This window comes from Vibrio sp. 10N.261.51.F12, from assembly GCF_041471725.1.
Lineage (GTDB): Bacteria > Pseudomonadota > Gammaproteobacteria > Enterobacterales > Vibrionaceae > Vibrio.
Genome location: NZ_JBFROV010000016.1, coordinates 43,942 through 66,947, shown reverse-complemented (window position 1 = coordinate 66,947; position 23,006 = coordinate 43,942). Strand labels below are relative to the sequence as shown.

The following is a 23,006-nucleotide window of genomic DNA, read 5'->3' as shown; positions in this document are numbered from 1 at the left end:
AGTAGATAGTCTGACCCTATAACCATATTATTTATGTGACTAATTTCATGTCGCCGTAATTTTTATAGTGACCATGACGCATTTCCGTTATTTATGCGATGTTTCGTGAACCAATACAAAAAAACGCCCCGAAGGGCGTTATTTTCATATTTGTTGCATCCGTTGTGCTTCCACACTAGGCGATTAGATTTTTGGCGTCTCTGTTGTCACGCCGTGGTTTTGACCACGATGGCGCAATAGATGGTCCATCAGTACAATCGCAAGCATTGCTTCTGCAATGGGTACCGCACGGATACCCACACAAGGATCGTGACGACCTTTAGTAATAAGCTGGGTCGCTTCGCCGCTTCGGGTAATCGTATCTCCTGGAACGGTGATGCTCGATGTTGGCTTCAAGGCAATACTGGCAACAATATCTTGCCCAGTAGAAATACCACCTAGAATGCCACCAGCATGGTTGCTGCTAAAGCCTTCTGGGGTTAAAGGGTCGCGATGCTCACTGCCCTTTTGCCCAACCACATCGAAACCGTCGCCAATCTCTACGCCTTTCACCGCATTAATGCTCATCAGTGCGTGAGCAATGTCAGCATCAAGCCTGTCAAAGATAGGCTCCCCAAGACCAACTGGGATATTCGTTGCGACGACCTGCAACTTGGCACCAATCGAATCGCCCTGCTTTAGAAGCGCACGAATCAGCTGGTCAAAGTCATCAACCTTATCGGCATCAGGACAAAAGAACGCATTGTTTTCAATCTCGTTCCAATCTACCTTATCGATGCTGATATCACCCATTTGTGACAAATAAGCGCGAACCTCAACACCAAATTCTTTTTTCAAGTACTGTTTTGCAATCGCACCCGCGGCGACACGCATCGCAGTTTCACGCGCTGAAGAGCGACCACCACCTCGGTAGTCACGCACGCCGTATTTCTGATGATATGTGTAATCAGCGTGACCAGGGCGGAATTTGTCTTTAATTTCTGAATAATCTTTAGAGCGTTGGTCGGTATTTTCAATCAGTAACCCGATTGACGTACCTGTTGTTTGACCTTCAAAGACACCAGACAGGATCTTGACTTCATCCGCTTCACGTCGTTGAGTGGTATAACGTGATGTGCCAGGACGACGGCGATCGAGGTCAACCTGGAGGTCTGCCTCTGAAATTTCCAATCCTGGAGGGCATCCATCAACGATACAACCTAGCGCGATACCATGGCTCTCTCCGAATGTTGTCACTCGAAAGTGTTGTCCGATACTATTTCCTGCCATTACTTCCTCTGTTTTCTAGAACAAGCCCGCCTCAATACAATAGCTTGTTCTTCTGCCTGTCTGTTCTTCGTGATTTCATAGTGACGACAAAGCCTGACGTTGTAAAGCCCCAAACAAAAAAACGCCGCAATAATCATTGCGGCGTTTTCGTTAAAATCATGACGATAATTCGTGAGCGCTATGCCACGAACAAAGGCATGCTAGTCTTTATAAATGGCGAAATCATCCGCGCACGCTAGCAACTGTTCACGACTTAGCATGAACACGCCGTGGCCGCCATTCGCAAACTCAATCCAAGTGAATGGAATATGCGGATATTGTTCCATCATGTGTACCATGGAGTTACCCACTTCACAGATAAGGAAGCCATCATCAGTCAAATAATCCGGTGCATTACACAAAATGCGTCTCACCAACTTAAGACCATCACTCCCAGCAGCCAAGCCAAGTTCTGGCTCATGCGTAAACTCTTCTGGCAATGAGTTCATATCTTCTTCATCCACATACGGCGGATTAGTGACAATGAAATTGTACTTGTCTTTCGGCAGGTCGCGGAATAGATCGGAACGAATAGGGAAAACTTGCTGCTCTAGGCCGTGGTCTTGAACATTTTGCTCTGCCACTTCCAGCGCATCTGCCGAGATATCGATAGCATCCACTTCGGCGTTCGGAAACGCATGCGCGCAAGCAATGGCAATACAAGCGCTTCCTGTACACATATCCATGATACGTGTCGGTTCTTCTGTTAGCCAAGGTTGGAACTGCGCTTCAATCAACTCGCCAATTGGTGAACGTGGCACAAGAACGCGCTCATCAACAAAGAACTCCAATCCACAGAACCACGCTTTATTCGTGAGGTAAGCGGTTGGCGTTCTGTCGTTGATGCGTCGAATGACTCGTTCAACGACTCGCAAACGCTCACTGCTCGTTAGGCGAGAGTTCAATACATGCGGTGGTACATCAATCGGCAGATATAATGTCGGCAAGATAAGCTGAACGGCTTCATCCCAAGCATTGTCTGTACCGTGTCCGTAGAAAAGACCCGCGGCATTAAAGCGGCTAACAGTCCAGCGTATCAAGTCTTGAAGTGAGTGAAGCTCGGAAACGGCCTCTTCCACAAAAATCTTATCCAAAATTGCCTCCAAAAAGCGCTACAATACTACCCAATAACGACGTTCACTGAGTTTTTCTAAAAAATGAGCCAAAATGACACCGACGCGGATGACGATTTCGCCCTTTTTAGGGGTGAAGTACAGGGCGTAAAAAAGTTGCGACAGGATACCATAGTCCAGCAACCAAACCGAAATAAGAAACAGAAAGAAGCAAAAAGAACGCATCGAGAGGCCTCTGATGCCGAGTTCTATTTTTCTGATGAATTTGTGCCTCACTTGAGCGAAGACGGCCCGACCCGTTACGCGCGTGACGATGTATCCACTTACGAAGTTAAAAGACTGCGTCGTGGTGTGTATGTCCCAGACGTATTTTTAGATATGCACGGCATGACTCAACAAGAAGCCAAGCGTGAGTTGGGGGCAATGATTGCTCACTGTGTAAAAGAAAGTATTCATTGTGCCTGTGTGATGCACGGTATCGGCAAACACATACTCAAGAAGAAAGCGCCTCTTTGGCTAGCACAACATCCCGATGTGATGGCATTTCACCAAGCCCCTCTCGAGTTTGGTGGCGACGGTGCATTGTTGATTTTACTCTCGATTCCTGAGAAATAATGCGCTAAAGCGACCCAAATCTAAATCATTCATACCAAATAGCATGACATTCAAATAAGTAATACGCTCAAATAAGTAGCATGTTGAAGCTAGGCCATCTGAATCATCAGATGGTCAAACGTGTTTTGTCAGTATTGTCAGTCTAAGGGTGAAGATGCCAGAGTAATTCGCCCTGTCTTTTGTCAACATCGTATTCTACACACACCAACCCCGACGTAGGGAACATGGGTGCATTGATGCCGCCCACTAATTCCGCAGTCAAATAACCAACCAACGGTAAGTGTGATACCAATAAGATGGAATCCAAAGACTCTACTTTCGTCAATGCGTTGATAAACTCCGCGACATCTTCCGCCTGACCATAGGGCGTAATGTCATCACATACGGCAACGTCTTTGCCGTTAAACTCAGCACTGATGATATCCCATGTCTGCTGCGCTCTTAAGTAAGGGCTCACCAAAACCATATCAAACGATGAAAATCCTTTCTGTTTACATGCACGTGCAACCGCAAGAGAACACGCTTCGCCATGTGGAGTTAGGGCTCTCTCTTCATCCGAAGCGGCATAATGAACCGCTTCTCCGTGACGCATTATAAAAACTTTCATACCTTTACCTGTTCAAATCGGCGAGCCCAAAGTATGTTTAAAGGACTCTATATGACCATTACTCAAGAATAAAAAATTAATTATATCAATTGACTTGCTAAAGGCGTCGACTTTCTTAACAATTTAATGAGTAAACTAAGAAAAATTGTAACTTTATTTTTGCGTGTCTCTTATTAACCGTCATAATTATTCTACTCAGTGAGTTTAATGAATATTTGGCAACAACTGTTAGTAGCATTTATGAGAACACTAGAGTTACCCATGAGACGACGCGTTTTTTGCCAGATGCTTGGTATGCCCGTCCAAGCTTTCGCTTAATCTGGAGAAGATAAGTGCATCTAAGTCCTAACGATAACCGTTCCTATCGTACCCTTACCCTCGATAACGCGATGCGGGTCTTGCTGATTAACGATCAACACGCTCAAAAATCGGCGGTGGCGCTCGCCGTGAACGTCGGTCACTTCGATGACCCCGACGATCGAGAAGGTCTCGCCCATTATCTAGAGCATATGCTGTTCCTCGGGACTGAAAAATACCCTAAAGTGGGAGAATTTCAATCCTTTGTTAGCCAACACGGTGGTTCCAATAATGCTTGGACAGGCACCGAGCATTCTTGTTTCTTCTTTGACATCTACCCCAACGCTTTTGAACGAGGGCTTGACCGCTTTAGCCAGTTCTTTTCTGCGCCGTTATTTAACGAAGAAGCGCTAGATAAAGAACGACAAGCCGTCGATTCAGAATACAAACTCAAACTTCACGATGACGGCCGACGTTTATATCAAGTACAAAAAGAAACCGTCAACCAGGCGCACCCTTTCGCCAAGTTCTCTGTCGGCAATCTCGATACGCTAAGCGACCGAAATGGCAAGTCAATCCGAGATGAGATCTTACACTTCCACCAACAAGAGTACTCGGCGGATCTCATGACTCTTGCACTCATCGGTCCGCATGACCTAGATGAACTACAGCAATGGGTTGAAGATAAATTCAGGTCCGTCACTAATCAACAACGCGTAGGAAAACGGGTTGAAACGCCCTACATGACGCCAGAAAATACCGGTGTCGTGGTTCGAGTGGAACCCATCAAAGAAATTCGTCGATTGACCCTGGCATTCCCAATGGCAGAAACCAATCAGTACTATCACAGCAAACCCCTGTCTTATTTTGCCAATTTATTAGGCCATGAAGGCAGTGGCAGCTTGATGTTGTTTTTAAAAAACAAAGGCTGGATCACGTCACTCTCCGCAGGTGGCGGCGCATCAGGCAGTAACTTTCGTGAGTTTTCCGTTGGTATGACACTGACTCAAGAAGGGCTCAACCACACCGACGACATCATACAATCGGTATTCCAGTATATCTCGCTTATCAAGACGGATGGGATGCAAGAGTGGCGTTATCTTGAAAAACGCGCAGTATTAGAGTCGGCATTTCAATTTCAAGAGCCAGCGCGTCCACTGGATGTGGTCAGCCACCTCGTCATGAACATGCAGAATTATCAGGTTGAAGACATCATGTACGGCGACTACAAGATGGCGGCGTACGACGAAACGCTCATTCGTCATTTTGGCGAACAACTGACAACAAACAATCTCAAGGTAACGCTTGTCGCGAAAGAGCAACACTTTGATAAAGAAGCCGAGTGGTATTTTACCCCCTATTCCGTCGAGCGCTTCTCCGATGAGCAGCGTGCATTATTTGTTGAAGCAGAGTCCACACTCCCACAGGATCTGCCTTTCTCATTGCCAGAAAAAAACCCGTTCATCATTTATGATTTGAGCAGCTACCCAGCCGAATCCAGCGGTGAATACCCGGTATTATTGGAAGAGCTTGATGGCTTTCGTCTATGGCACCTTCAAGACAGCGAATTTAACGTGCCAAAGGGCGTGGTTTTTATTGCCATTGATAGCCCACACTCAGTAAGCACTCCACGAAATATCGTTAAAACTCGCCTTTGTGTTGAAATGTTCCTTGATTCACTCTCAGAAGAAACCTATGAGGCTGAGGTTGCTGGCCTGAACTATGATATGTACGCACACCAAGGTGGTGTCACTCTGTCTATTTCTGGCTTTAGCAAGAAACAACCACAGCTGCTCAATATGATCCTGCAGCGCTTTGCGACTCGCGAGTTTAATCAGGCCCGTTACGAAAGTATCAAGGCGCAGCTATTACGCAGCTGGAAAAATGCCTCTAAAGACCGCCCCATCTCTCAGTTGTTCAATCAAATGAGCGGTATTTTACAACCTAACAATCCACCCTACCCTGTGTTGATCGAGGCACTTGAAACCATCGATGTAGACGAACTGCCATCATTTGTTCAGTCGATCTTGTCAGAACTCCACATCGACATGTTTGTCTATGGCGATTGGCAGCGTCAAGGCGCTATCGATATTGCGACCACGTTAAAAGATGCACTTCGCCTTGCTGACCAGCAATATGAAGAAAGCCTGAGACCACTCGTCATGTTGGGCAAAAACGGCAGCTTCCAACGAGAGATGTTCTGTGACCAAGAAGACTCCGCTATCGTAGTTTATTATCAATGTGATGATATTTCGCCACGTAGCATTGCACTGTACACGCTTGCCAACCACTTAATGTCCGCGACCTTCTTTCATGAGATTCGCACTAAGCAGCAGTTAGGGTATATGGTCGGTACCGGCAACATGCCTCTTAATCGCCATCCCGGGATTGTACTCTATGTGCAATCTCCCAAAGCCGCGCCAGGTGAACTCATTCGTTCGATTGACGAATTCTTAAATGCGTTTTATATGGTGCTGTTTGAGCTCGATGATTACCAATGGCATAGCAGTAAAAAAGGCTTATGGAATCAGATATCGACGCCCGACACGACGCTAAGAGGACGAGCACAGCGCTTATGGGTGGCTATTGGTAACAAGGACACAAATTTTGATCAGCGCGAAAAAGTGTTAGAGCAGCTCAAAAACCTGACTCGAGCCGATATGATTCGCTTTGTGGTTAACGAGCTTAAACCGCGTACTGCCAACCGTTTGATCATGCACAGCTTAGGGAAAGCACACCTCGACGCACCTCGCTTAAACGTCGGGCTCGAGATTGGTTCCATCGATGAATTTCAGCTACGACCAAAAGACACGGATTTAGGTTAGCGTGGTCTATTAACCACAAACAATAAAAGCCATCCCTAGGGATGGCTTTCCATTTCATCTAACACGGTAAACGATGACGAGCGTTAGTAGAACGTCTCGTTTAAACCCGCTCGAGTCAGCAAGCCGTCACACGGTGCAAATCGATCACCATGTTTTTGCGCGTGTTCGTTCATCATCTCAACCACCTTAGTGATACCGAGCGCATCCATATAGTGGAACGGTCCACCAAGGAACGGCGGGAAGCCAATCCCGAAGATTGCGCCAATATCGCCATCTCTTGGGCTTTGAATGATACCTTCATCTAAACAACGAACCGCCTCATTCAACATCGGTAATACGCAACGCAATGCCATCTCTTTTTCTGACGACTTCGCTTCCGGTTTCAGCCCTAGCACACTATAAACTGAGCTATCGACTGACTTTTTCTTACCTTTATAGGTATAAAATCCTTTGCCCGATTTTCTGCCTTTGCGGCCATCATTCAACAGCTTGTCAAAGACATCCGGCCCTTGGAATCGCTCGCCCAATTCTGCAACCAAAATAGGCATAATTTTTGCGCCGATATCAACCCCAACCTCGTCAAGCAGCGTAATAGGCCCAACAGGAAAGCCAAAGTTAAGCAAGGCTTTATCTAGGGCTTCAATCGGCTCATTAGCCAAAAGGACGTTGGCGGCTTCATTCATGTAAGGCGCCAAGATTCGGTTCACGTAGAAACCCGCCTGGTCTTTAACCACTATTGGGGTTTTACCTTGCTTCTTCGCTAAGCTAACCGCGGTTGCTACTGCCTCATCAGAGGTGGTGTCATGTGGGATAACCTCCACCAGTGGCATCTTATCGGCTGGGCTGAAATAATGCAGCCCCACCACATTTTCAGGCCGTTGTGCTTGTTCGGCAATCTGACGAATAGGCAGCGATGACGTATTGGTGGCAAAAATAGTATCTGGACGCGCATGAGTTTCGACATCTTTTACCATCTGCTGTTTAAGCGCCAAATCTTCAAAGACCGCTTCCACCACAACATCGGCTTGATCGAAGCCGGTAAAGTCCGTGCCTCCTGCCATTTGTAGCATCTGTGATTGCAGTTCCGCTTTAGATATAATGCGGCGCTTACGCTTTTTCTCATACAGCTTGTAGTTGTAGCTTAAGGCATTAAGTACGCCTTCATTCGCCACATCTTTGATTCGCACCGACGCCTTAGCCTTGCTCACCGTGACGTGAGTAATGCCTGCGCCCATCAACCCCCCACCTAAGACCACGGCATTTTTCACCGTTTTAGGTTGAGCATCACGACCCAATTCTTTCTTCATTTCTGTCGTTGCAAAGAAGATAGAGCGCAACGCTTTAGATTCGGAGCTCATAACCAACTCACCAAAGCGTTTAGCCTCGTATTCCAACCCTTTCGCCATGCCTTTTTCTAGGCCGTAACGAATGACGGCAAGGATGGCATCAGCCGCTGGGTAATTACCACGAGTTTTAGCATGGGTCTTCTTCGCAGCTTGGTCAAAGATCACTTTTCGCCCAAGTCCTGTGCCAGCCATGACCAGTTCTTTATTAGACAGTTTTTTCGTTTTGCGCTTTTTACCTTTGTCTAAGAACTGCTTAGCCACATCCAGCAAGATAGTTTCTGGCACCATGGCGTCAACAACACCTAGTTTCTTAGCTTTCTTAGCGCGAAGTTGCTTGCCGGTAAGGATCAAATCTAATGATGGCAATAAGCCAATCAATCGAGGCAGGCGCTGCGTGCCGCCGGAACCTGGCAACAAGCCAAGTTGAACCTCAGGCAGTCCCAACTTAGTAATCCCAGCGTCCGTACATACACGGTAATCACAAGCCAAGGCAAGCTCTAGCCCCCCGCCTAGACAAGGACCATGTATCGCAGCAACCACAGGAAACGGCATGCCAGCCAGCCGGCCAAACATCTCTTGTCCTTTTGCCGCAAGGCTTTGCGCCTCGTCAGCGGACGTGCAAGCCGCCAACATACGAACGTCTGCGCCAGCGACAAAATTATCGGGTTTTAAAGAATGTAGGATCAAGCCTTTAAGAGACGATTTCTGTGCATCGAGTTGACCAAACACATCCGCCATCTCGTCAGCGAATGCCGCTTGCAGCGTGTTCATCTTTTCGTTTGGTACATCAATACTTAACCAAGCAATGTTTTGCTCATCTACTGTTAGCTGAAATGCTTTTTGATCACTCATTATTCCACCTCCAAAATCATCGCAGCACCAAGACCACCAGCCGCACAAGCGGTATTCAACGCCAATCCACCGCCACGTCTTTGTAGCTCATTAAGAGTTTGGGTAATCATTCGTGCCCCCGTCGCCGCAAACGGATGACCGTAGGCAATAGAACCACCAAGCACGTTAAATTTATCCATATCGATTTCGCCGATCGCTTTGTCGCGCCCCAGCATCTCTTTGGCAAACTTATCACTGCCAAACATTTTCACGTTCGACAACGCTTGCGCTGCAAAGGCTTCGTGCATATCGATAAGCGTTAGGTCCGATAACGAAATACCCGCGCGATCAAGTGCCATTGGGGTTGCATACGATGGCCCCATTAGCATATCTTTTTGTACACCTATCGCAGAAAACGCATAAGAACGTATGTAACCTTTTATCTCCAAGCCCAACTCTTTTGCTCGGCCTTCGCGCATCATCATAATAGCCGCCGCACCATCGGTAAGCGGCGTACTGTTCGCCGCCGTCACGGTTCCGTATTGGCGATCAAATGCTGGGCGCAGTTTTGCATAACCGGCCAGCGATGAGTCATGACGAATGTTGTTATCTTCGTCTAAATACTTTCGATACGGTTCGGGGAAAGCGGTCATCACCTCATCTCTCACCTTGCCGTCTTTCCAGGCTTGCGACGCCAAGCTATGCGACCGGTGTGCGAGTTCATCTTGCTCGAGACGAGTAATGCCGTATGACTTGGCCATTTGTTCCGCGGTTTGCCCCATTGACTGACCCGTTGAATATTCAGCGACAGCAGGGGGAACGGGCATCAAATCTTTAAGAGAGAGCTTCTTTAGAATACTCAGCTTTTGTCCGACAGTTTTGGTCTTGCTTAGCGCAAGCAAATTCGCCGCCAGTGTTTTAGATACACCAATAGGCAGGACTGAAGAAGAATCGGCGCCACCGGCTATTCCCACATCAATCGTTCCCGACATGATGCTTTCGCAGACGTTCGCTGCCGCTTGGAAACTCGTGGCACATGCGCGGGTGACACTGTAAGCATCAGTGTGGATGTCCATTCCTGTACCTAGCACGATCTCGCGAGCAATGTTCGGCGCTTCTGGCATTTGCACCACTTGGCCAAAGACGACTTGCTGCACCAATTTAGGGTCGATATCAGTTCTTGCCATCATTTCTGCAACAACCATTTTACCTAAATCAACGGCAGGCACCTGCCCGAATTCTGTGCTTTGTTTTGCGAAGGGAGTACGAAGCCCTGCAACAATGGCGATTCGCTCACCATTGCGTGTGGTAAGGTCGAGCTTCCTCACATCCTGATTGCTCATAGTTTATCCTTTCAATAAGAGGTCTGACCACGACATTGTAACGAAGATGTTAAAGATTTAAAACGTTCGTTTGATAAAATTTCGAGTCTTTATTGAATAACGTGATAGGGTCGACCAAAATTGAATATGAGATTTCGTTCAATTGGGTGAGAATAGCAGTAGGTTTTATGTTATTTAAAAATAAGTTAGCGAACAGCGTATAAAAAACATCTATGGCGTCGCGCCTCATTTAAAAGTCGCTGGCGAACGATTGTCACCCAAAAAAAGTGCCGTAGAAAAGTAAATGACAGGTAAAAAAAAACCACACAATCAATTGTGTGGTCGGAATGTATAAAGCAATTAACTTGCGCCAATTGAAAATAATCAGTTTCCTGATTAGGAGAAAGTAAAGTCAGCCTTCAAAAGGAAGTGTCATCTTGCTCAACATGTCGGTTTCGAAAAACCAACGAGATGACAGAAACTAATATAACGATTTCGCGTTTATAAAATTTGCAGTAGATCAATTTTGAGTGACTTTACTGGCCTTATGTAACAAAAAATGCCAATCACAGAGCAAAAACGGGGGCTCCTGTGTCAGTGATAAAAAAAATTCGAAATAAATTTTCAGATAGTCCGGTCAACTTAGATATGGATAAACAAAGAAAATACGAAGCACTTGTACGTGCCTATCATCGTGACCTGTTCCGATATGCTTATTGGTTATGTAAAGACAAGAGCATTGCGGAAGACTTGGTTCAAGAAACCTGCCTCCGCGCTTGGAAATCTTTAGATAGCCTCCAAGACGAAAAGGCGGCAAAATCGTGGCTAATCACGATACTACGACGTGAAAATGCAAGACGCTTTGAGCGCAAGCAGTTCGATCTCGTGGATATCGATGATTTTGGCAACGAGGCCAAGGTATCTGATGACCCGCACCATCAACAAGAATGGCTTCACGCCCAGATAATGAAACTCGATGTTGAGTATCGCGAACCGCTTTTTTTACAAGTCGTGGCCGGCTTTAGTGGCGAAGAGATTGGTGACATACTCGATTTAAACAAAAATACCGTCATGACCCGACTGTTTAGAGCCAGGAACCAGCTCAAAGATATGATGGAGTCTAGCGCATCACCAAGGGGGCAACAAAATGGATGAATTAGAATTCCGTCGTCGCATTATGTCCGAACCGAAGGCGAGAGATACTGAGCTGCTGGAAGCTATTCAGAATAACGACGCCAATGCTAAGTTTATGGATGACATCCTGTCGCTGGATGCGCGTATCGAACAAGCCATGAAGGTCGATGTTCCCGATGACTTAGCCGATAAAATACTGTTTAATCAATCAAGCAGCAACGTGGTAAAAGTGAACTTCAGCAAACGCGCTATGTCGCTCGCCGCATCCATCGCATTCGCCTTTGGCCTTGCAGTGGGTCAGGTCAATTGGGGAGGCGCTATTGTCGCACCTGCTCATGCCTCGATGAGTGACACCGCGATTGAACACGTTCATAACGAAATGGGCTTTATTGACCCACTCGATGAAAATGTGTCAGAAGCACAGATCAACGCGAAGCTGCTGCCGTTTGCTTATCAGATTGGTCAACAATTCCCTTACCACGTGTACTATCTTAATCACTGTGGCTTTGGTGACGCAAATGCGATGCACATGGTTTTCCAAGGGGAAAAGGGAAAAGTGACACTTTTCCTTACAAAAATACCCAGTGAACAAGCGAACCTTTTCGATAAAGACGGTATGTCAGGGCTGGTTGAACCGATCGGTGACGCAAGCTTTATCTTAGTCGGAGAGAAAGGCGAAGACTTTTCTAAGATCGGCGAAAGTATAAAAAAAATACTCGATCCTGCGGCTTAATTCGTCCAAAAGGCTTCATTTCATCATGAAGCCTTTTTTGTATGCAAATCTTGTCAACACGCACCAATAACTAGAGTACAAACTCTAAAAATAGACATTTTCGATACTTTTCCTGTCAGATACTCATCATTTATATACTTTTCACTTCTTTTTTACTACTGGTCTGATTTCTATTGCCTATACTACCGATTAGGATCAGCCCCAAAATTGAGTATTAACTCAATTCAATAACGCCCATAGAGGCGATTACATAAAGGATGTATATAAATGACAACTTCGCGTCTGTATAAGAAAACACTAGTAGCAGTGGCCGTGTCATCACTCACACTTGCTTCGCAGCAAGTCGCAGCTGCTGGCTTCCAACTTAACGCTCAATCTGCAACCGGCTTAGGTCGTGCTTTTGCTGGTGATGCGGTTATCGCTGATAACGCATCGGTTATGGCTCGTAATGCTGCAGCTATGACACTATTTGACTCACACCAATTCTCCGGTGGTTTGAATGTAGTAAGCTCTAGTGTTGATGTGAAAGACATTGGCGGCGTAGGTGCTGGACTAGAAGATGCTAACAACACTGCAAACTCTCCAGTTCCAAACATCTATTATATTCACCGACTAAATGATAAATGGGCACTTGGCGCAGGTATTTATTCTAACTTTGGAACTACTAATAATTTCGATGATTCTTTCGGTAGTACGACTCCAGGAGCTTCACTCTTTGGCGGAACTACGGAAATTAGTAGCATAAATTATACTCTTAATGTCGCCTATAGAATCAATGAGCAATGGAGTCTTGGTGGCGGTTTAGACATAGTACAGGGCAGCGGAAAACTAGAAAGAAACCTTGTAGTTGGGTCTAGCTCAACAGCGGCATTAGCTATTGACGCTAGCGGTGTAGGCGTGGGCTTCAACTTAGGCACTGTTTTTGAGCTTAACGAAAATAATCGCTTTGGTTTAGCATATCATTACAGCCCTGAAATTAAAGCGTCAGGCGATATGTATTATGACCCCACTTTCGGTGTCCTCGGCAACCAAATTGCGGATCAGAAACTAAAAATGGCCCTACCAAGCATGGTTGAATTTTCGGGCTATCATAAAATTCAAGATACTAAATTTGCAGTACACTATAGCCTACAGTGGATTGGTTGGAGTGTATTCGACACTCTGGAAACAGATGGTGGAGTTCCAATCAAAGATTATGATTGGAAAGATGGTTATCATGCATCAATCGGTGGTACGTATTACTTGAACGACTCGTGGACACTGCGTGCCGGGTATATGTATGACACAGCAGCACAAGATCAATTGACTTCAATTTCAGTACCAGATTCAGATCGTCAATGGTTATCAGCAGGTTTTGGTTACCACTTTAAACAACACCATGTTGTAGATTTTGGTTTCACTTACCTAATGGGCAAAGATGTTAGTGTAACAGAGCAATCGGGTCCGGCAACATTAACTGCAACAACGCAAGCTAACGCAATACTAGCTGGTATCCAATACAGCTACAGCTTCTAATTGCCAACCAGTTAAAAGCGTAAAGCATCACTATCGAAAGGGTCGGTTATCCGACCCTTTTTTGTGCCCAAAATTCACATCAAATTAACCCATTCAGACATCCAAAAGCCGCTCTATTTGCGTAACTGGTCACACCTGCCTTTCATATTTAGTTACATGTGTTCGCTGAAAAACTGAAACAACCTCATAACAAGTAACATATATCTCCCAAATTATATAAATTCAAAGCATTTAACTCCAAAAATGCACCTTTTGTAATAAATAAGTGTTAAAGCATTTGCTCTAAAAATACAATCGCCGCTCAAAATAGAAATGCATTGAGCGAATAATAATGACAATATCAACACGTACTCCCCTTTCCATAGCAGTGGTGCTAGGTTTACTTTCTTCTACGCAAGTGTCTGCCGCAGGTTTCCAGCTTGCTGAGTATTCAGCGACGGGCCTAGGCCGCGCCTTTGCTGGTGAAGCAGCGATGGCAGACAATGCCAGTGCACAATGGCGTAACCCTGCCATGCTGACTTACTTAGAGGGCACTCAGATTTCCGGTGGCGTGTTGTATGTTGATCCTAATATTGATGTGAAAGGAACAGCACGTAGCGGTTATACCGAAGCAAACGACATTGCGCACAGTGCTCCGATTCCTAATCTCTACATCTCCCATCAGATTAATGACCAGTTTACGGCAGGCCTAGCACTTGGCTCGAATTACGGCATGGAAACTGAGTTAGACCAAAACTTCAAAGCAACACATTTTGGCAACCAAGCGAGTGTCATGACAATGGAGATTGTCGGCAGCGTCGGTTACAAAATTAATGACCAGTTCAGTATTGGCGGTGGTGTACGTTACGTAATGGGTGATGGTCATTTTGGCGCGACTATCCCAGGTACGACAACAAACCTAAAATACATGGAAGGCTCAGACACCTCATGGGGTTACCAACTGGGTGCCGCATGGCAGATCAATGATAGCAACCGTGTGGGTATTGCTTATAAATCAGAAGTCATGATGGACTTTGAAGGGCATGCTGAAGGATTTGCCTATTCTCCTTCAAATCCAACCCAGAAAATTGACGGAAAGCTAAGTGTTCCATTACCGGCGTCGTTAGAAATCGCTTCACACCACACCTTAACTGATAACTGGGCAATACACGGAAGCTTCAATTGGACTCAGTGGAGTAAGTTTGAAGAGCTCGTTGCTGAGTTGGATGGTAGAGATCCTGATCTTATTAAAGAAGAAAATTGGAAAGACAGTTACCGTTTTGCAATTGGTACTACTTACAATCTAAATAAAAAAGTCACATTGCGCGGTGGTGTCGCTTATGACATGTCGGCCGTTGACGACAAATATCGTACGACGACAATACCAGAAACAGATAGGACTTGGCTAAGTGCTGGTGCTAGTTACGCCTTTAGCGATCAATTTACCATTGACGGTGGTCTCACTTACATAATGGCACGAACGGCATCGATCAGTGAACCAAGAGACTCATCCGATGAAGAAGCCGCCTTGTTGTTTGGTAATTTTGAAGGCGAAATCTCTGGTGATGTATGGATTGCCGGCATTCAAGCCAACTACCGTTTCTAATTTCACTGCGTAAATACGTTGTTACTGACACGATAATCTCAGTATTGGTAACAACGTAAACACAATGCCTAACTGCGTGTCACTCCTGCGCAGGCAGGAACCTAACTAAGGCTGGGGCTCGCTGAAAGTCGATCCCAGCCTTAGCTGGGATGACAAACTTTTCCTATGGCACTTTTCTTCTAGCACTTTTGCTGTATAGCTATATCTAGAGTCTTGCTTATCAAAACGCCACTCTGAGAGTGGCGTTTTATCTGGTCATCGTGAATCTATTCAAAATCGTCTAAGTAATCATCGATATACGCTTCTTGCTCTTCGTCTACCTCATCATTTGTCACTTCGGCGTTGTAGTCCTGACGTTGAATATAGATATCTCGAGTCAGTGCATACGGATCCGGCGATTGCTCAAGTGTGGCTTCTTGCGGCACCAACAATGCTCGTTTCTCCATTCCTTCTAGTGCCCACTTACCAAAGCTGGCCCAGAAGTTTAGGTATGAGATCGGCGGGTAGAAGCCATCAACAGTATCAGCAAAAGAACGTACTGTGGTTGGGCCGTAACCCGGCACCATAATATAAGGACCGTGCCCTACACCGTAATGCCCAATCGCATCACCAAACTCTTTCTTGCCTCGTTTTTCAATTCCAGCGGCTGACGCAATATCAATAAAGCCTAACAACCCTAAGGTACTGTTTATCCAAAAACGATTAAAATGGTCTAAAGCTTTGCCCCCATTACCCATTACCGCATTGTTGACGGCGCTGAAGGGTTCATCTAAGTTCGCTAGAAAGTTACGTACACCAAGACGCACAGGATCAGGAGTATAATTGACGTATGCCAATGATACTGGGCGAACAAAGTACGGATCGAGATAATCATAGTTCAGATCCCACATCACACGGTTAAAGCCTTCAATGGGGTCATAGATGTCTGAATCTGTGACAGATTCATCGGCAGCGTTGGTCTCTAAAGGCGTGTTGAGATCAGGCGTCTGATCGGAGTCCGATGCCAAGGCAGGTTCAGAATTCACGGCAGTATTATTACTGGGTTCTGATTGCTGTAATTGCTGTGCTGTTGTCTCTTCAACGTGAGTCGATTGAGCTGTTTCATCAGGTGCCGACGAACAACCAAACAGAAATACGCTAGAAACAAAAACGGCAAAAAGTGTCTGCTTTTTGCCGGTTAATGCTGATTGCATAACCTCTTCCATAAGTCGCTGCAATCTGAGTTTTTTTAGTTTTTACTTTCTATAACCATATGATTTATAGAAATAATGCTCGAGATTGCTACTGTACTACTTTGAATGAGTATACATCCTAGTATTCAAGCATTCTAGGTTTAGTCGCAATCAAGATGCATTTAAATAACAATCATTTCATCATTATTGATTATTAATGAATGTAACCGAGCGTTAGCACTGGTTAATATTGCTGATTGATATTCACCTCAATCGTATCACCAAGCTTGCCCGGTTGGCTCTCGCCATACCAGTCACCCTCACGGGTAGACACGTTGCCATCGCTATCAATTCGCGCACGAATCATAAGACCATCTAGGTCAGACAACTTTCGGCCTTCCATCATGCTGTCTTTATCATCCAACACGACAGTGCGAGGGAATGTACCGACAGGGTAACGAGCGGCAGCGACTGGCATCGGTGCGCCATCAGCGGTATGAGCCGAAACAATCAAAAACGACGTCGGTCGTGCCGACATTTCTGGTGAAACGGTAATATTCACCGCTACCGCGTTCGCACTTACCTGCCCCGTTTTGTGCTCCGTTTCACCAAGACGCGCTTCTGCACTCTCGATACTACGGCTCAGCATTTCGTAACGGCTATCATCTGGGCCAATCAACTGTTGCATAATGCCCCAATATTTCGCGGCACCAGCAAAGTCTTCGCGTTCAAACGCATCAAAGGCCAACAAAGAGAATACACGCAGATCAACATAGTCTTCTTGAATTAGCCCCGTCAATAGACCACGGGCGCGATTCTGATCCATTTCGTCTTGCGACATCATCAACGCTTGAGCGAACCCTAGCTGAACATCAGCATCTTTAGGTTCTAAACGGTAGGCATTTTCCATGGCATCTGTTGCCGTTGTCACATCACGATTTGCCAAGGCAATACGACCGAGTAACAACCAACCGGTAGAGTCATTCTTTTGGTAATGCAAGCGAGTTCGAAGTGCCAGAGTCAAATCTTGCATTTCCTCTTCGGTCATCGGCTCTGCAGACCCTGCCATCAATTTCTTCGATAACTCAGGCAAGTTTGCGGAAACGTCTTGCCACTCTTTCACTTTTGTCGCACCACCAAAGGCAGCGTACAGGCCATAACTCATACCAACAATCAATATCAGTGACGGCACAAGTACGGTCATTGGAGAGATCGCCGACTTGTCCTGCTTCTCTTCTTTTGGGATGTCATCAAGGAGAGACTGCTTAAGATCAGAGATGAGGTCTTGTTCGTTTTCAACCAAGCCTTCTTCTGTCTCGATCGCCAATTCGCCTAGACGGTCTTTATAGAGCGCTTTGTTGAGATCGTCACGTAGCTGCTCATCGTTATGTACTTTTTTACTGCGCAGTGGAATCGCTAACATGAAGCAAGCAACAACGACTAATGCGACAGTCGATATCCAAAATAGTGTCATTATTGCTTATCCCCTGTCTTTTTTTCGTCTAGCAAGGCGTTAAGCTCCGCTTCTTTTTCATCACTCCAGTTACTGGTGCGTGCTTTTTTGATTTTGCTTTTACGACTTCTCAAGATAATCATACCAAAACCAATCAGGACAACAGACAAAGGCCCAGCCCATAGAATAGCGGTGCCCAGAGTCAGTGGCGGATTGTAGGTCACGAAATTACCGTAACGCGCAATCATGTAGTCAACGATCTCTGACTTAGACTTGCCATCTTTGGTCATCTCATACACTTTTTGACGTAAATCTTGCGCCAATTCTGCATTTGAGTCGCCAATAGTATTGTTCTGACACTTTGGACAGCGAAGCGTGTGATTCAGCTCTTGGAATTGAAGCTCTTGTTCCATCGAGTCAAATTCATGGATCTCAATCGCGGCCTGAACAGAAAAAGCCAGCACGAGTGCAGAGATCCCAGCGATTAACCACTTTCTCATTGTTTCGCCTCCTGCAGGAGTTCTTGATACATCGGCTGAAGTTTTTCACTCCAGTTACGAGCATTTACATCACCGACATGGCGGTAGCGAATCACACCATCCGCATCAATTAAGAAGGTTTCCGGGGCACCATATACACCAAGATCAAGACCCAGCATGCCGTCGCCATCGAACAAACTAATAAGGTACGGATTACCCAGTTCTTGCAGCCATTGAACGGCTTTATTGCGTTGATCTTTGTAGTTAAGTCCAATGATTTTAACGCCATCTCCCGCCAACTCGTTTAGATATTGGTGCTCGGCGTAACACGTTGGGCACCACGTCGCCCAAACATTAAGAAGAAGAGGCTCACCTTTAAAGATAGATTGATCATAAAGCTTGCCAGGTTCGACTAAGTCTTCAAGTCGAAACTCTGGAACCTGTTTGCCCAACAATACGGACTCTAGCTTGGTCGGATCGTCTCCCGCTGAATTGCGGCCTAGCTGAACCGCAAAGACAGTAACGAGCACCAAAAAGAAGACCAAAGGAATAAACAGTATCTTTTTGTTCATTACGCTTTCTCCTCTTCAGTTGACGGTTTACGGAAGCGGTAACGCTTGTCGCTAATGGCTAGTGCACCGCCTATCGACATGAATATCGCACCTAACCAAATCCAACGAACAAACGGCTTGTGGTAGATACGGATCGCCCACGAACGCCCATCATCAAGCTGCTCACCCATCGCGATATACAAATCACGAGTGATACCGCGATCAATCGCCGCTTCGGTCATCATAGACTTCGCGGTGCGATAGAAACGCTTCTCAGCATGTAAGGTGTTGATGTACTTACCGTCTTTTGTGATTTCGAAATCAGCAATGTAGCCATCGTAGTTCGGGCCGTCATGATCACGTAGACCTTTGAAGTAAAAGTCATAATCATTGATTTGGTAGTGTTCACCCGGCGCTAAACGCACGTCACGCTCTACGCTATAGTTCTGCACCATTGCAATACCAATCACGGTGACCGCCATGCCTAAGTGAGCCATGATCATAGCCCAATGGCTACGTGGGAGTTTTCTTACCCCCACCATAAAGCTGTGGCGGTGAGTCGCACGTTGATAGAGCTCAAAGCCGTGCATCGTGACAATCCACGTGGCCATTACCCAGCCAAGGAACGCAAGACCTGTGAAAAACTCGGCCAGCAACATAACCATTAATGCTGAGAACGCTAGCGAGATCACACCAGAGATAAGCATCGGTTTTATGAGCTTCGATAAGTCATCACGCTTCCAGCGAACCAGAGGACCTATACCTAACAAGAACGCAAATGGCACCATTAACCACGTAAACAACATATTGAAGAATGGCGCACCAATGGACACGGAACCCAAACCAATCTGTTTATGGACGAGCGGCAGCAATGTACCAATCAACACAACAACCAGTGCGGCTATGAGTAGAATATTGTTACCTAGCAGCGCATTTTCACGCGACACTAAATCAAAGTTACCCCGAACTCGAACAGAGGCCCCTTTCACGGCGAACAATAGCAATGACCCACCAATCACAAAGACCAGGAAGCCCAAAATGAACATACCGCGCGATGGATCGGAAGCAAACGCGTGTACAGAAACCAAAATACCTGAACGAACTAAGAACGTACCGAGTAAGCTCAATGAGAACGCTGAGATTGCAAGCAATACGGTCCAAGCTTTGAATGTGCCGCGTTTTTCAGTAACCGCAAGGGAGTGCATGAGCGCCGTACCGGCTAGCCAAGGCATGAATGAGGCGTTTTCAACCGGATCCCAGAACCACCAGCCACCCCAGCCAAGTTCATAATAAGCCCACCATGAACCTAGTGCGATACCCAACGTTAGGAAAACCCATGCCGCTGTAGTCCAAGGACGGGACCATCTTGCCCATGCCGTATCCAAACGGCCTGTCATCAATGAAGCAATCGCGAAAGAGAAGGCAACCGAGAAACCAACATAACCCATGTACAACATCGGCGGATGGATAATCAAGCCAGGATCTTGCAATAACGGGTTGAGGTCACGGCCATCAACTGGGAAGAATGGCAGCGTACGCAAAAACGGGTTAGACGTGACGATAATAAACAGTAGGAAGCCCACGGTTATCATACCCATCACAGCCAAAACACGCGACACCGACTCTTGAGGCATGCCACGACTGAAGGTCGCGACGGCTACAGTCCAACCTGCTTGGATTAATACCCAAAGCAGCAACGAGCCTTCATGCGCACCCCATACCGCTGTTAGCCGATAATACCAAGGCAGCATGGTATTGGAGTTACTGGCAACATAGGTCAGGGTAAAGTCGTTACTATAGAAAGCCCATAGCAGAATAAGAAATGACATCAACAACATTAAGAACATGCCCCAAGACAACGGTCTTGCGGTGTTCATCAGCATGGTGTTGTTTCTTGAGGCACCAATAAGTGGCAAGATACTGAGCAGAACCGAAAGGCTCAGCGACACTATCAGGGCGAAATGCCCAATTTCAGCAATCATTGACCGCTTCCTTGTTTTTGTTCAGACGAATATTCGAGTGGCGCATGAGTTTTCTTCATCGCTTCGGCGACTTCAGGAGGCATGTATTCTTCATCATGCTTCGCTAATACTTCAAAGGCTTCTATCGTCGTTGGATCGACCAGCACACCTTGTGCCACAATGCCTTGCCCTTCACGGAATAGATCCGGAAGAATACCATCGTAAACCACCGTCACTTTCGGGCCGACATCCGCCAGATCAAAACTGACACGCAGTGATTCATTGTCTCGTTTTACTGAGCCTACGACGACCATGCCGCCAATACGCAAGCGCTGGCCAACCTCTGGCAGAGAGCCATCATCTTTACCGTTTACCAATTCCGTTGGTGTATAAAAAAGGTCCATATTCTGATTTAACGCATAAAGAATGAGTCCCACGGTGGCACTGATGCCAATAAAGATAGCAAGGATAATTCCAAGCCTTTTCTTACGCCTAGGGGTCATAATGTATTCTCCATATTTTTCGCCGCGTCAATCCGCGCTTGTCTGTCTACTTTAGCCTGAACCTCTTTGAGTAAGGTCTTGCCGCGTGAAACACTGGTTAAAAGCAAAATAAAAAGTGATAAAAAGGTAATGCCAAAGGCGCTCCAAACGTAGCCTGCATAACCGCCCATCGCAAAAAAGTCACTTAATGAATCAAAATGCATGGTCATTGCCCTCTTGGCTTAAGCTGTTGATTGGCAAGAGCTATCACCCACGGGCGATGACCTTCCTTACTGATAATTTCGTTACGAAGTCGGATGAGCGTCAATGCACCAAAGAAAAATGCAAAGCCTATGATATTGAGCAATAACGGCCAAAGCATATCACTTGAGATTGACGGTTTTGCAAACTTGGTAATCGACGCGCCCTGATGGAGTGTGTTCCACCATTCAACAGAAAAGTGAATGATCGGCAGATTGACCACACCGACAATAGCAAGAATGCCCGCTGCTTTAGCGGCGGTTTTTTGGTCGTCAAATGCATGATAAAGCGCAATAACGCCGAGATACAGGAACAAAAGGATAAGTTCAGAAGTAAGACGTGCATCCCACACCCACCAAGCGCCCCACATCGGCTTACCCCAAACGGCGCCAGTCAGTAACGCAATAAAGGTAAAGACTGCGCCAATAGGTGCCATTGCAAGGGCCGCCATGCTCGATAACTTTACCTGCCAAACGAGCCCAACAAATGCGGCGATCGCCATCGACATGTATACACCCATTGACCAAATCGCCGACGGGACATGGATATAAATGATCCTAAAACTATCGCCCTGTTGATAGTCAGATGGAGCGAATGCAAGCCCCCACACCGTACCAACAGAAAGACAAGCCAGCGCTATCGTGGCAAACCACGACAACAAACGACCACACAATTGATAAGCAGTTTCAGATTTGGCATAAGGATGAAGCCATTTCCACATAGTGTCTCTCACTCTTTTAACAACATTGCCGTGTCTCTACAATGGACACACGCGCATAATAATTATTAGTTAACGCTGACTCTAAGGGCAGCGCTGATAGCAATTGGGGTTAATGTCATCGCACCTGCCAACATGGCCGCCAACAAGGCTAACTGCCCGTTATACGCAACACCCAGCGATGCCGCATCAATTGCAGACGTAGCAAAAATCAAAATAGGGATATAAAGCGGCAATACCAATAAACTTAGCAAGACCCCTCCCTTTTGCAATCCAACCGTTAACGCAACACCAATGGCGCCAATAAAGCTTAACGTTGGTGTGCCCACTAACAATGTTAATACCACCGCCAACCACGTATCGAAATCTAGTGATAGCAAAACAGAAAGCAGTGGGCTAATCAAAATCAGCGGCAACCCCGTTAGCAACCAATGTGCGATAATCTTTGCCATCACTACCAATGATAATGGTATGGGCATGAGCATCATCTGCTCCAACGCGCCATCTTGGAAGTCATCTTTAAAGAGGCGCTCCAAGGATAATAAAGCCGAAAGCAGTGCGGCAACCCAGACTATCCCAGCCGCAATGCGTGCTAATAAATTTGGCTCTGGCCCTATACTCAAAGGAAAGAGCGTAATGACAATAATAAAAAACCACAATGGGTTAAAAATGTCCGCTTGACGTCGAAAAGCAATAAGTAGTTCGCGACGGATGATTTTCATCGTAGAAGCTAACATA

The 23,006-nt window shown here is 46.1% G+C and carries 20 protein-coding genes; 6 read left to right on the top strand and 14 right to left on the bottom strand.

The features are described 5' to 3' along the window. Positions 1-183: 183 nt before the first annotated feature. Positions 184-1,269, bottom strand: coding sequence for a chorismate synthase (gene aroC, locus AB4405_RS10655; protein WP_372060758.1), 1,086 nt, complete (start codon positions 1,267-1,269; stop codon positions 184-186). A 200-nt stretch (positions 1,270-1,469) separates the two neighbouring features. Next, a complete protein-coding gene (gene prmB, locus AB4405_RS10650) occupies positions 1,470-2,402 on the bottom strand; it encodes a 50S ribosomal protein L3 N(5)-glutamine methyltransferase (RefSeq protein WP_102467674.1) in 933 nt (310 codons plus the stop codon). 63 nt (positions 2,403-2,465) lie between these two features. Here prmB and smrB point away from each other — a divergent pair, with 63 nt between their 5' ends. Next, entirely contained in the window at positions 2,466-2,996 is a 531-nt protein-coding gene (gene smrB, locus AB4405_RS10645; RefSeq protein ID WP_102467673.1) for an endonuclease SmrB, read from the top strand. Positions 2,997-3,138: 142 nt separating this feature from the next. Here smrB and sixA read toward each other — a convergent pair whose 3' ends face one another. After that, positions 3,139-3,603, bottom strand: a complete 465-nt coding sequence (sixA, locus tag AB4405_RS10640; protein WP_372060757.1) for a phosphohistidine phosphatase SixA — start codon at positions 3,601-3,603, stop codon at positions 3,139-3,141. 332 nt (positions 3,604-3,935) lie between these two features. Between sixA and AB4405_RS10635 the strand changes: the two genes are divergently transcribed. Then, positions 3,936-6,725, top strand: coding sequence for an insulinase family protein (locus tag AB4405_RS10635; RefSeq protein ID WP_372060756.1), 2,790 nt, complete (start codon positions 3,936-3,938; stop codon positions 6,723-6,725). Between the two features lie 83 nt (positions 6,726-6,808). Here AB4405_RS10635 and fadJ read toward each other — a convergent pair whose 3' ends face one another. Further along, complete coding sequence (fadJ, locus tag AB4405_RS10630; RefSeq protein WP_372060755.1) at positions 6,809-8,923, bottom strand: fatty acid oxidation complex subunit alpha FadJ; 2,115 nt, start codon at positions 8,921-8,923, stop codon at positions 6,809-6,811. Continuing rightward, positions 8,923-10,245, bottom strand: a complete 1,323-nt coding sequence (gene fadI, locus AB4405_RS10625) for an acetyl-CoA C-acyltransferase FadI (RefSeq protein ID WP_102467669.1) — start codon at positions 10,243-10,245, stop codon at positions 8,923-8,925. Before fadI ends, fadJ begins: the two co-directional genes overlap by 1 nt. Before the next feature lie 627 nt (positions 10,246-10,872). On the opposite strand from fadI, the gene AB4405_RS10620 reads away from it, so the two are divergent. The 4 genes from AB4405_RS10620 (at position 10,873) to AB4405_RS10605 (ending at position 15,191) form a co-directional block, all read left to right on the top strand. Continuing rightward, on the top strand, positions 10,873-11,379 hold the full coding sequence (locus AB4405_RS10620) for a sigma-70 family RNA polymerase sigma factor (RefSeq protein WP_241903118.1): 507 nt from the start codon (positions 10,873-10,875) through the stop codon (positions 11,377-11,379). Continuing rightward, positions 11,372-12,091 (top strand): DUF3379 domain-containing protein, encoded by a 720-nt coding sequence (locus tag AB4405_RS10615; RefSeq protein WP_372060754.1) that lies wholly within the window; start codon positions 11,372-11,374, stop codon positions 12,089-12,091. Before AB4405_RS10620 ends, AB4405_RS10615 begins: the two co-directional genes overlap by 8 nt. A 267-nt stretch (positions 12,092-12,358) precedes the next feature. Continuing rightward, positions 12,359-13,606, top strand: a complete 1,248-nt coding sequence (locus AB4405_RS10610; protein ID WP_372060753.1) for an outer membrane protein transport protein — start codon at positions 12,359-12,361, stop codon at positions 13,604-13,606. 331 nt (positions 13,607-13,937) lie between these two features. After that, entirely contained in the window at positions 13,938-15,191 is a 1,254-nt protein-coding gene (locus tag AB4405_RS10605; RefSeq protein WP_372060752.1) for an outer membrane protein transport protein, read from the top strand. 266 nt (positions 15,192-15,457) lie between these two features. On the opposite strand, the gene AB4405_RS10600 is transcribed toward AB4405_RS10605, so the two are convergent. The 9 genes from AB4405_RS10600 to ccmB form a co-directional block, all read right to left on the bottom strand. Further along, positions 15,458-16,384, bottom strand: coding sequence for a VacJ family lipoprotein (locus AB4405_RS10600; RefSeq protein WP_372060751.1), 927 nt, complete (start codon positions 16,382-16,384; stop codon positions 15,458-15,460). A gap of 223 nt (positions 16,385-16,607) precedes the next feature. Next, the gene (ccmI, locus tag AB4405_RS10595; RefSeq protein WP_372060750.1) at positions 16,608-17,837 is read right to left on the bottom strand and encodes a c-type cytochrome biogenesis protein CcmI; all 1,230 of its coding nucleotides are present in this window, start codon (positions 17,835-17,837) and stop codon (positions 16,608-16,610) included. Further along, positions 17,837-18,316, bottom strand: a complete 480-nt coding sequence (locus tag AB4405_RS10590; RefSeq protein ID WP_372060749.1) for a cytochrome c-type biogenesis protein — start codon at positions 18,314-18,316, stop codon at positions 17,837-17,839. Before AB4405_RS10590 ends, ccmI begins: the two co-directional genes overlap by 1 nt. Further along, positions 18,313-18,867 (bottom strand): DsbE family thiol:disulfide interchange protein, encoded by a 555-nt coding sequence (locus tag AB4405_RS10585; protein ID WP_102467661.1) that lies wholly within the window; start codon positions 18,865-18,867, stop codon positions 18,313-18,315. The genes AB4405_RS10590 and AB4405_RS10585 overlap by 4 nt, the downstream gene beginning before the upstream one ends. Beyond that, on the bottom strand, positions 18,867-20,828 hold the full coding sequence (locus tag AB4405_RS10580; RefSeq protein ID WP_372060748.1) for a heme lyase CcmF/NrfE family subunit: 1,962 nt from the start codon (positions 20,826-20,828) through the stop codon (positions 18,867-18,869). Before AB4405_RS10580 ends, AB4405_RS10585 begins: the two co-directional genes overlap by 1 nt. Continuing rightward, a complete protein-coding gene (gene ccmE, locus AB4405_RS10575) occupies positions 20,825-21,310 on the bottom strand; it encodes a cytochrome c maturation protein CcmE (protein ID WP_102467659.1) in 486 nt (161 codons plus the stop codon). The genes AB4405_RS10580 and ccmE overlap by 4 nt, the downstream gene beginning before the upstream one ends. Next, positions 21,307-21,513 carry a heme exporter protein CcmD gene (gene ccmD, locus AB4405_RS10570; protein WP_102467739.1) on the bottom strand — a complete coding sequence of 69 codons (207 nt, stop codon included), beginning with the start codon at positions 21,511-21,513 and terminating at the stop codon, positions 21,307-21,309. The genes ccmE and ccmD overlap by 4 nt, the downstream gene beginning before the upstream one ends. 2 nt (positions 21,514-21,515) lie before the next feature. After that, positions 21,516-22,271: a heme ABC transporter permease gene (locus AB4405_RS10565; RefSeq protein ID WP_372060747.1), complete on the bottom strand. Its 756-nt coding sequence runs from the start codon at positions 22,269-22,271 to the stop codon at positions 21,516-21,518. Positions 22,272-22,336: 65 nt separating this feature from the next. Next, positions 22,337-23,005, bottom strand: coding sequence for a heme exporter protein CcmB (ccmB, locus tag AB4405_RS10560; RefSeq protein WP_102467657.1), 669 nt, complete (start codon positions 23,003-23,005; stop codon positions 22,337-22,339). Position 23,006: the final 1 nt, after the last annotated feature.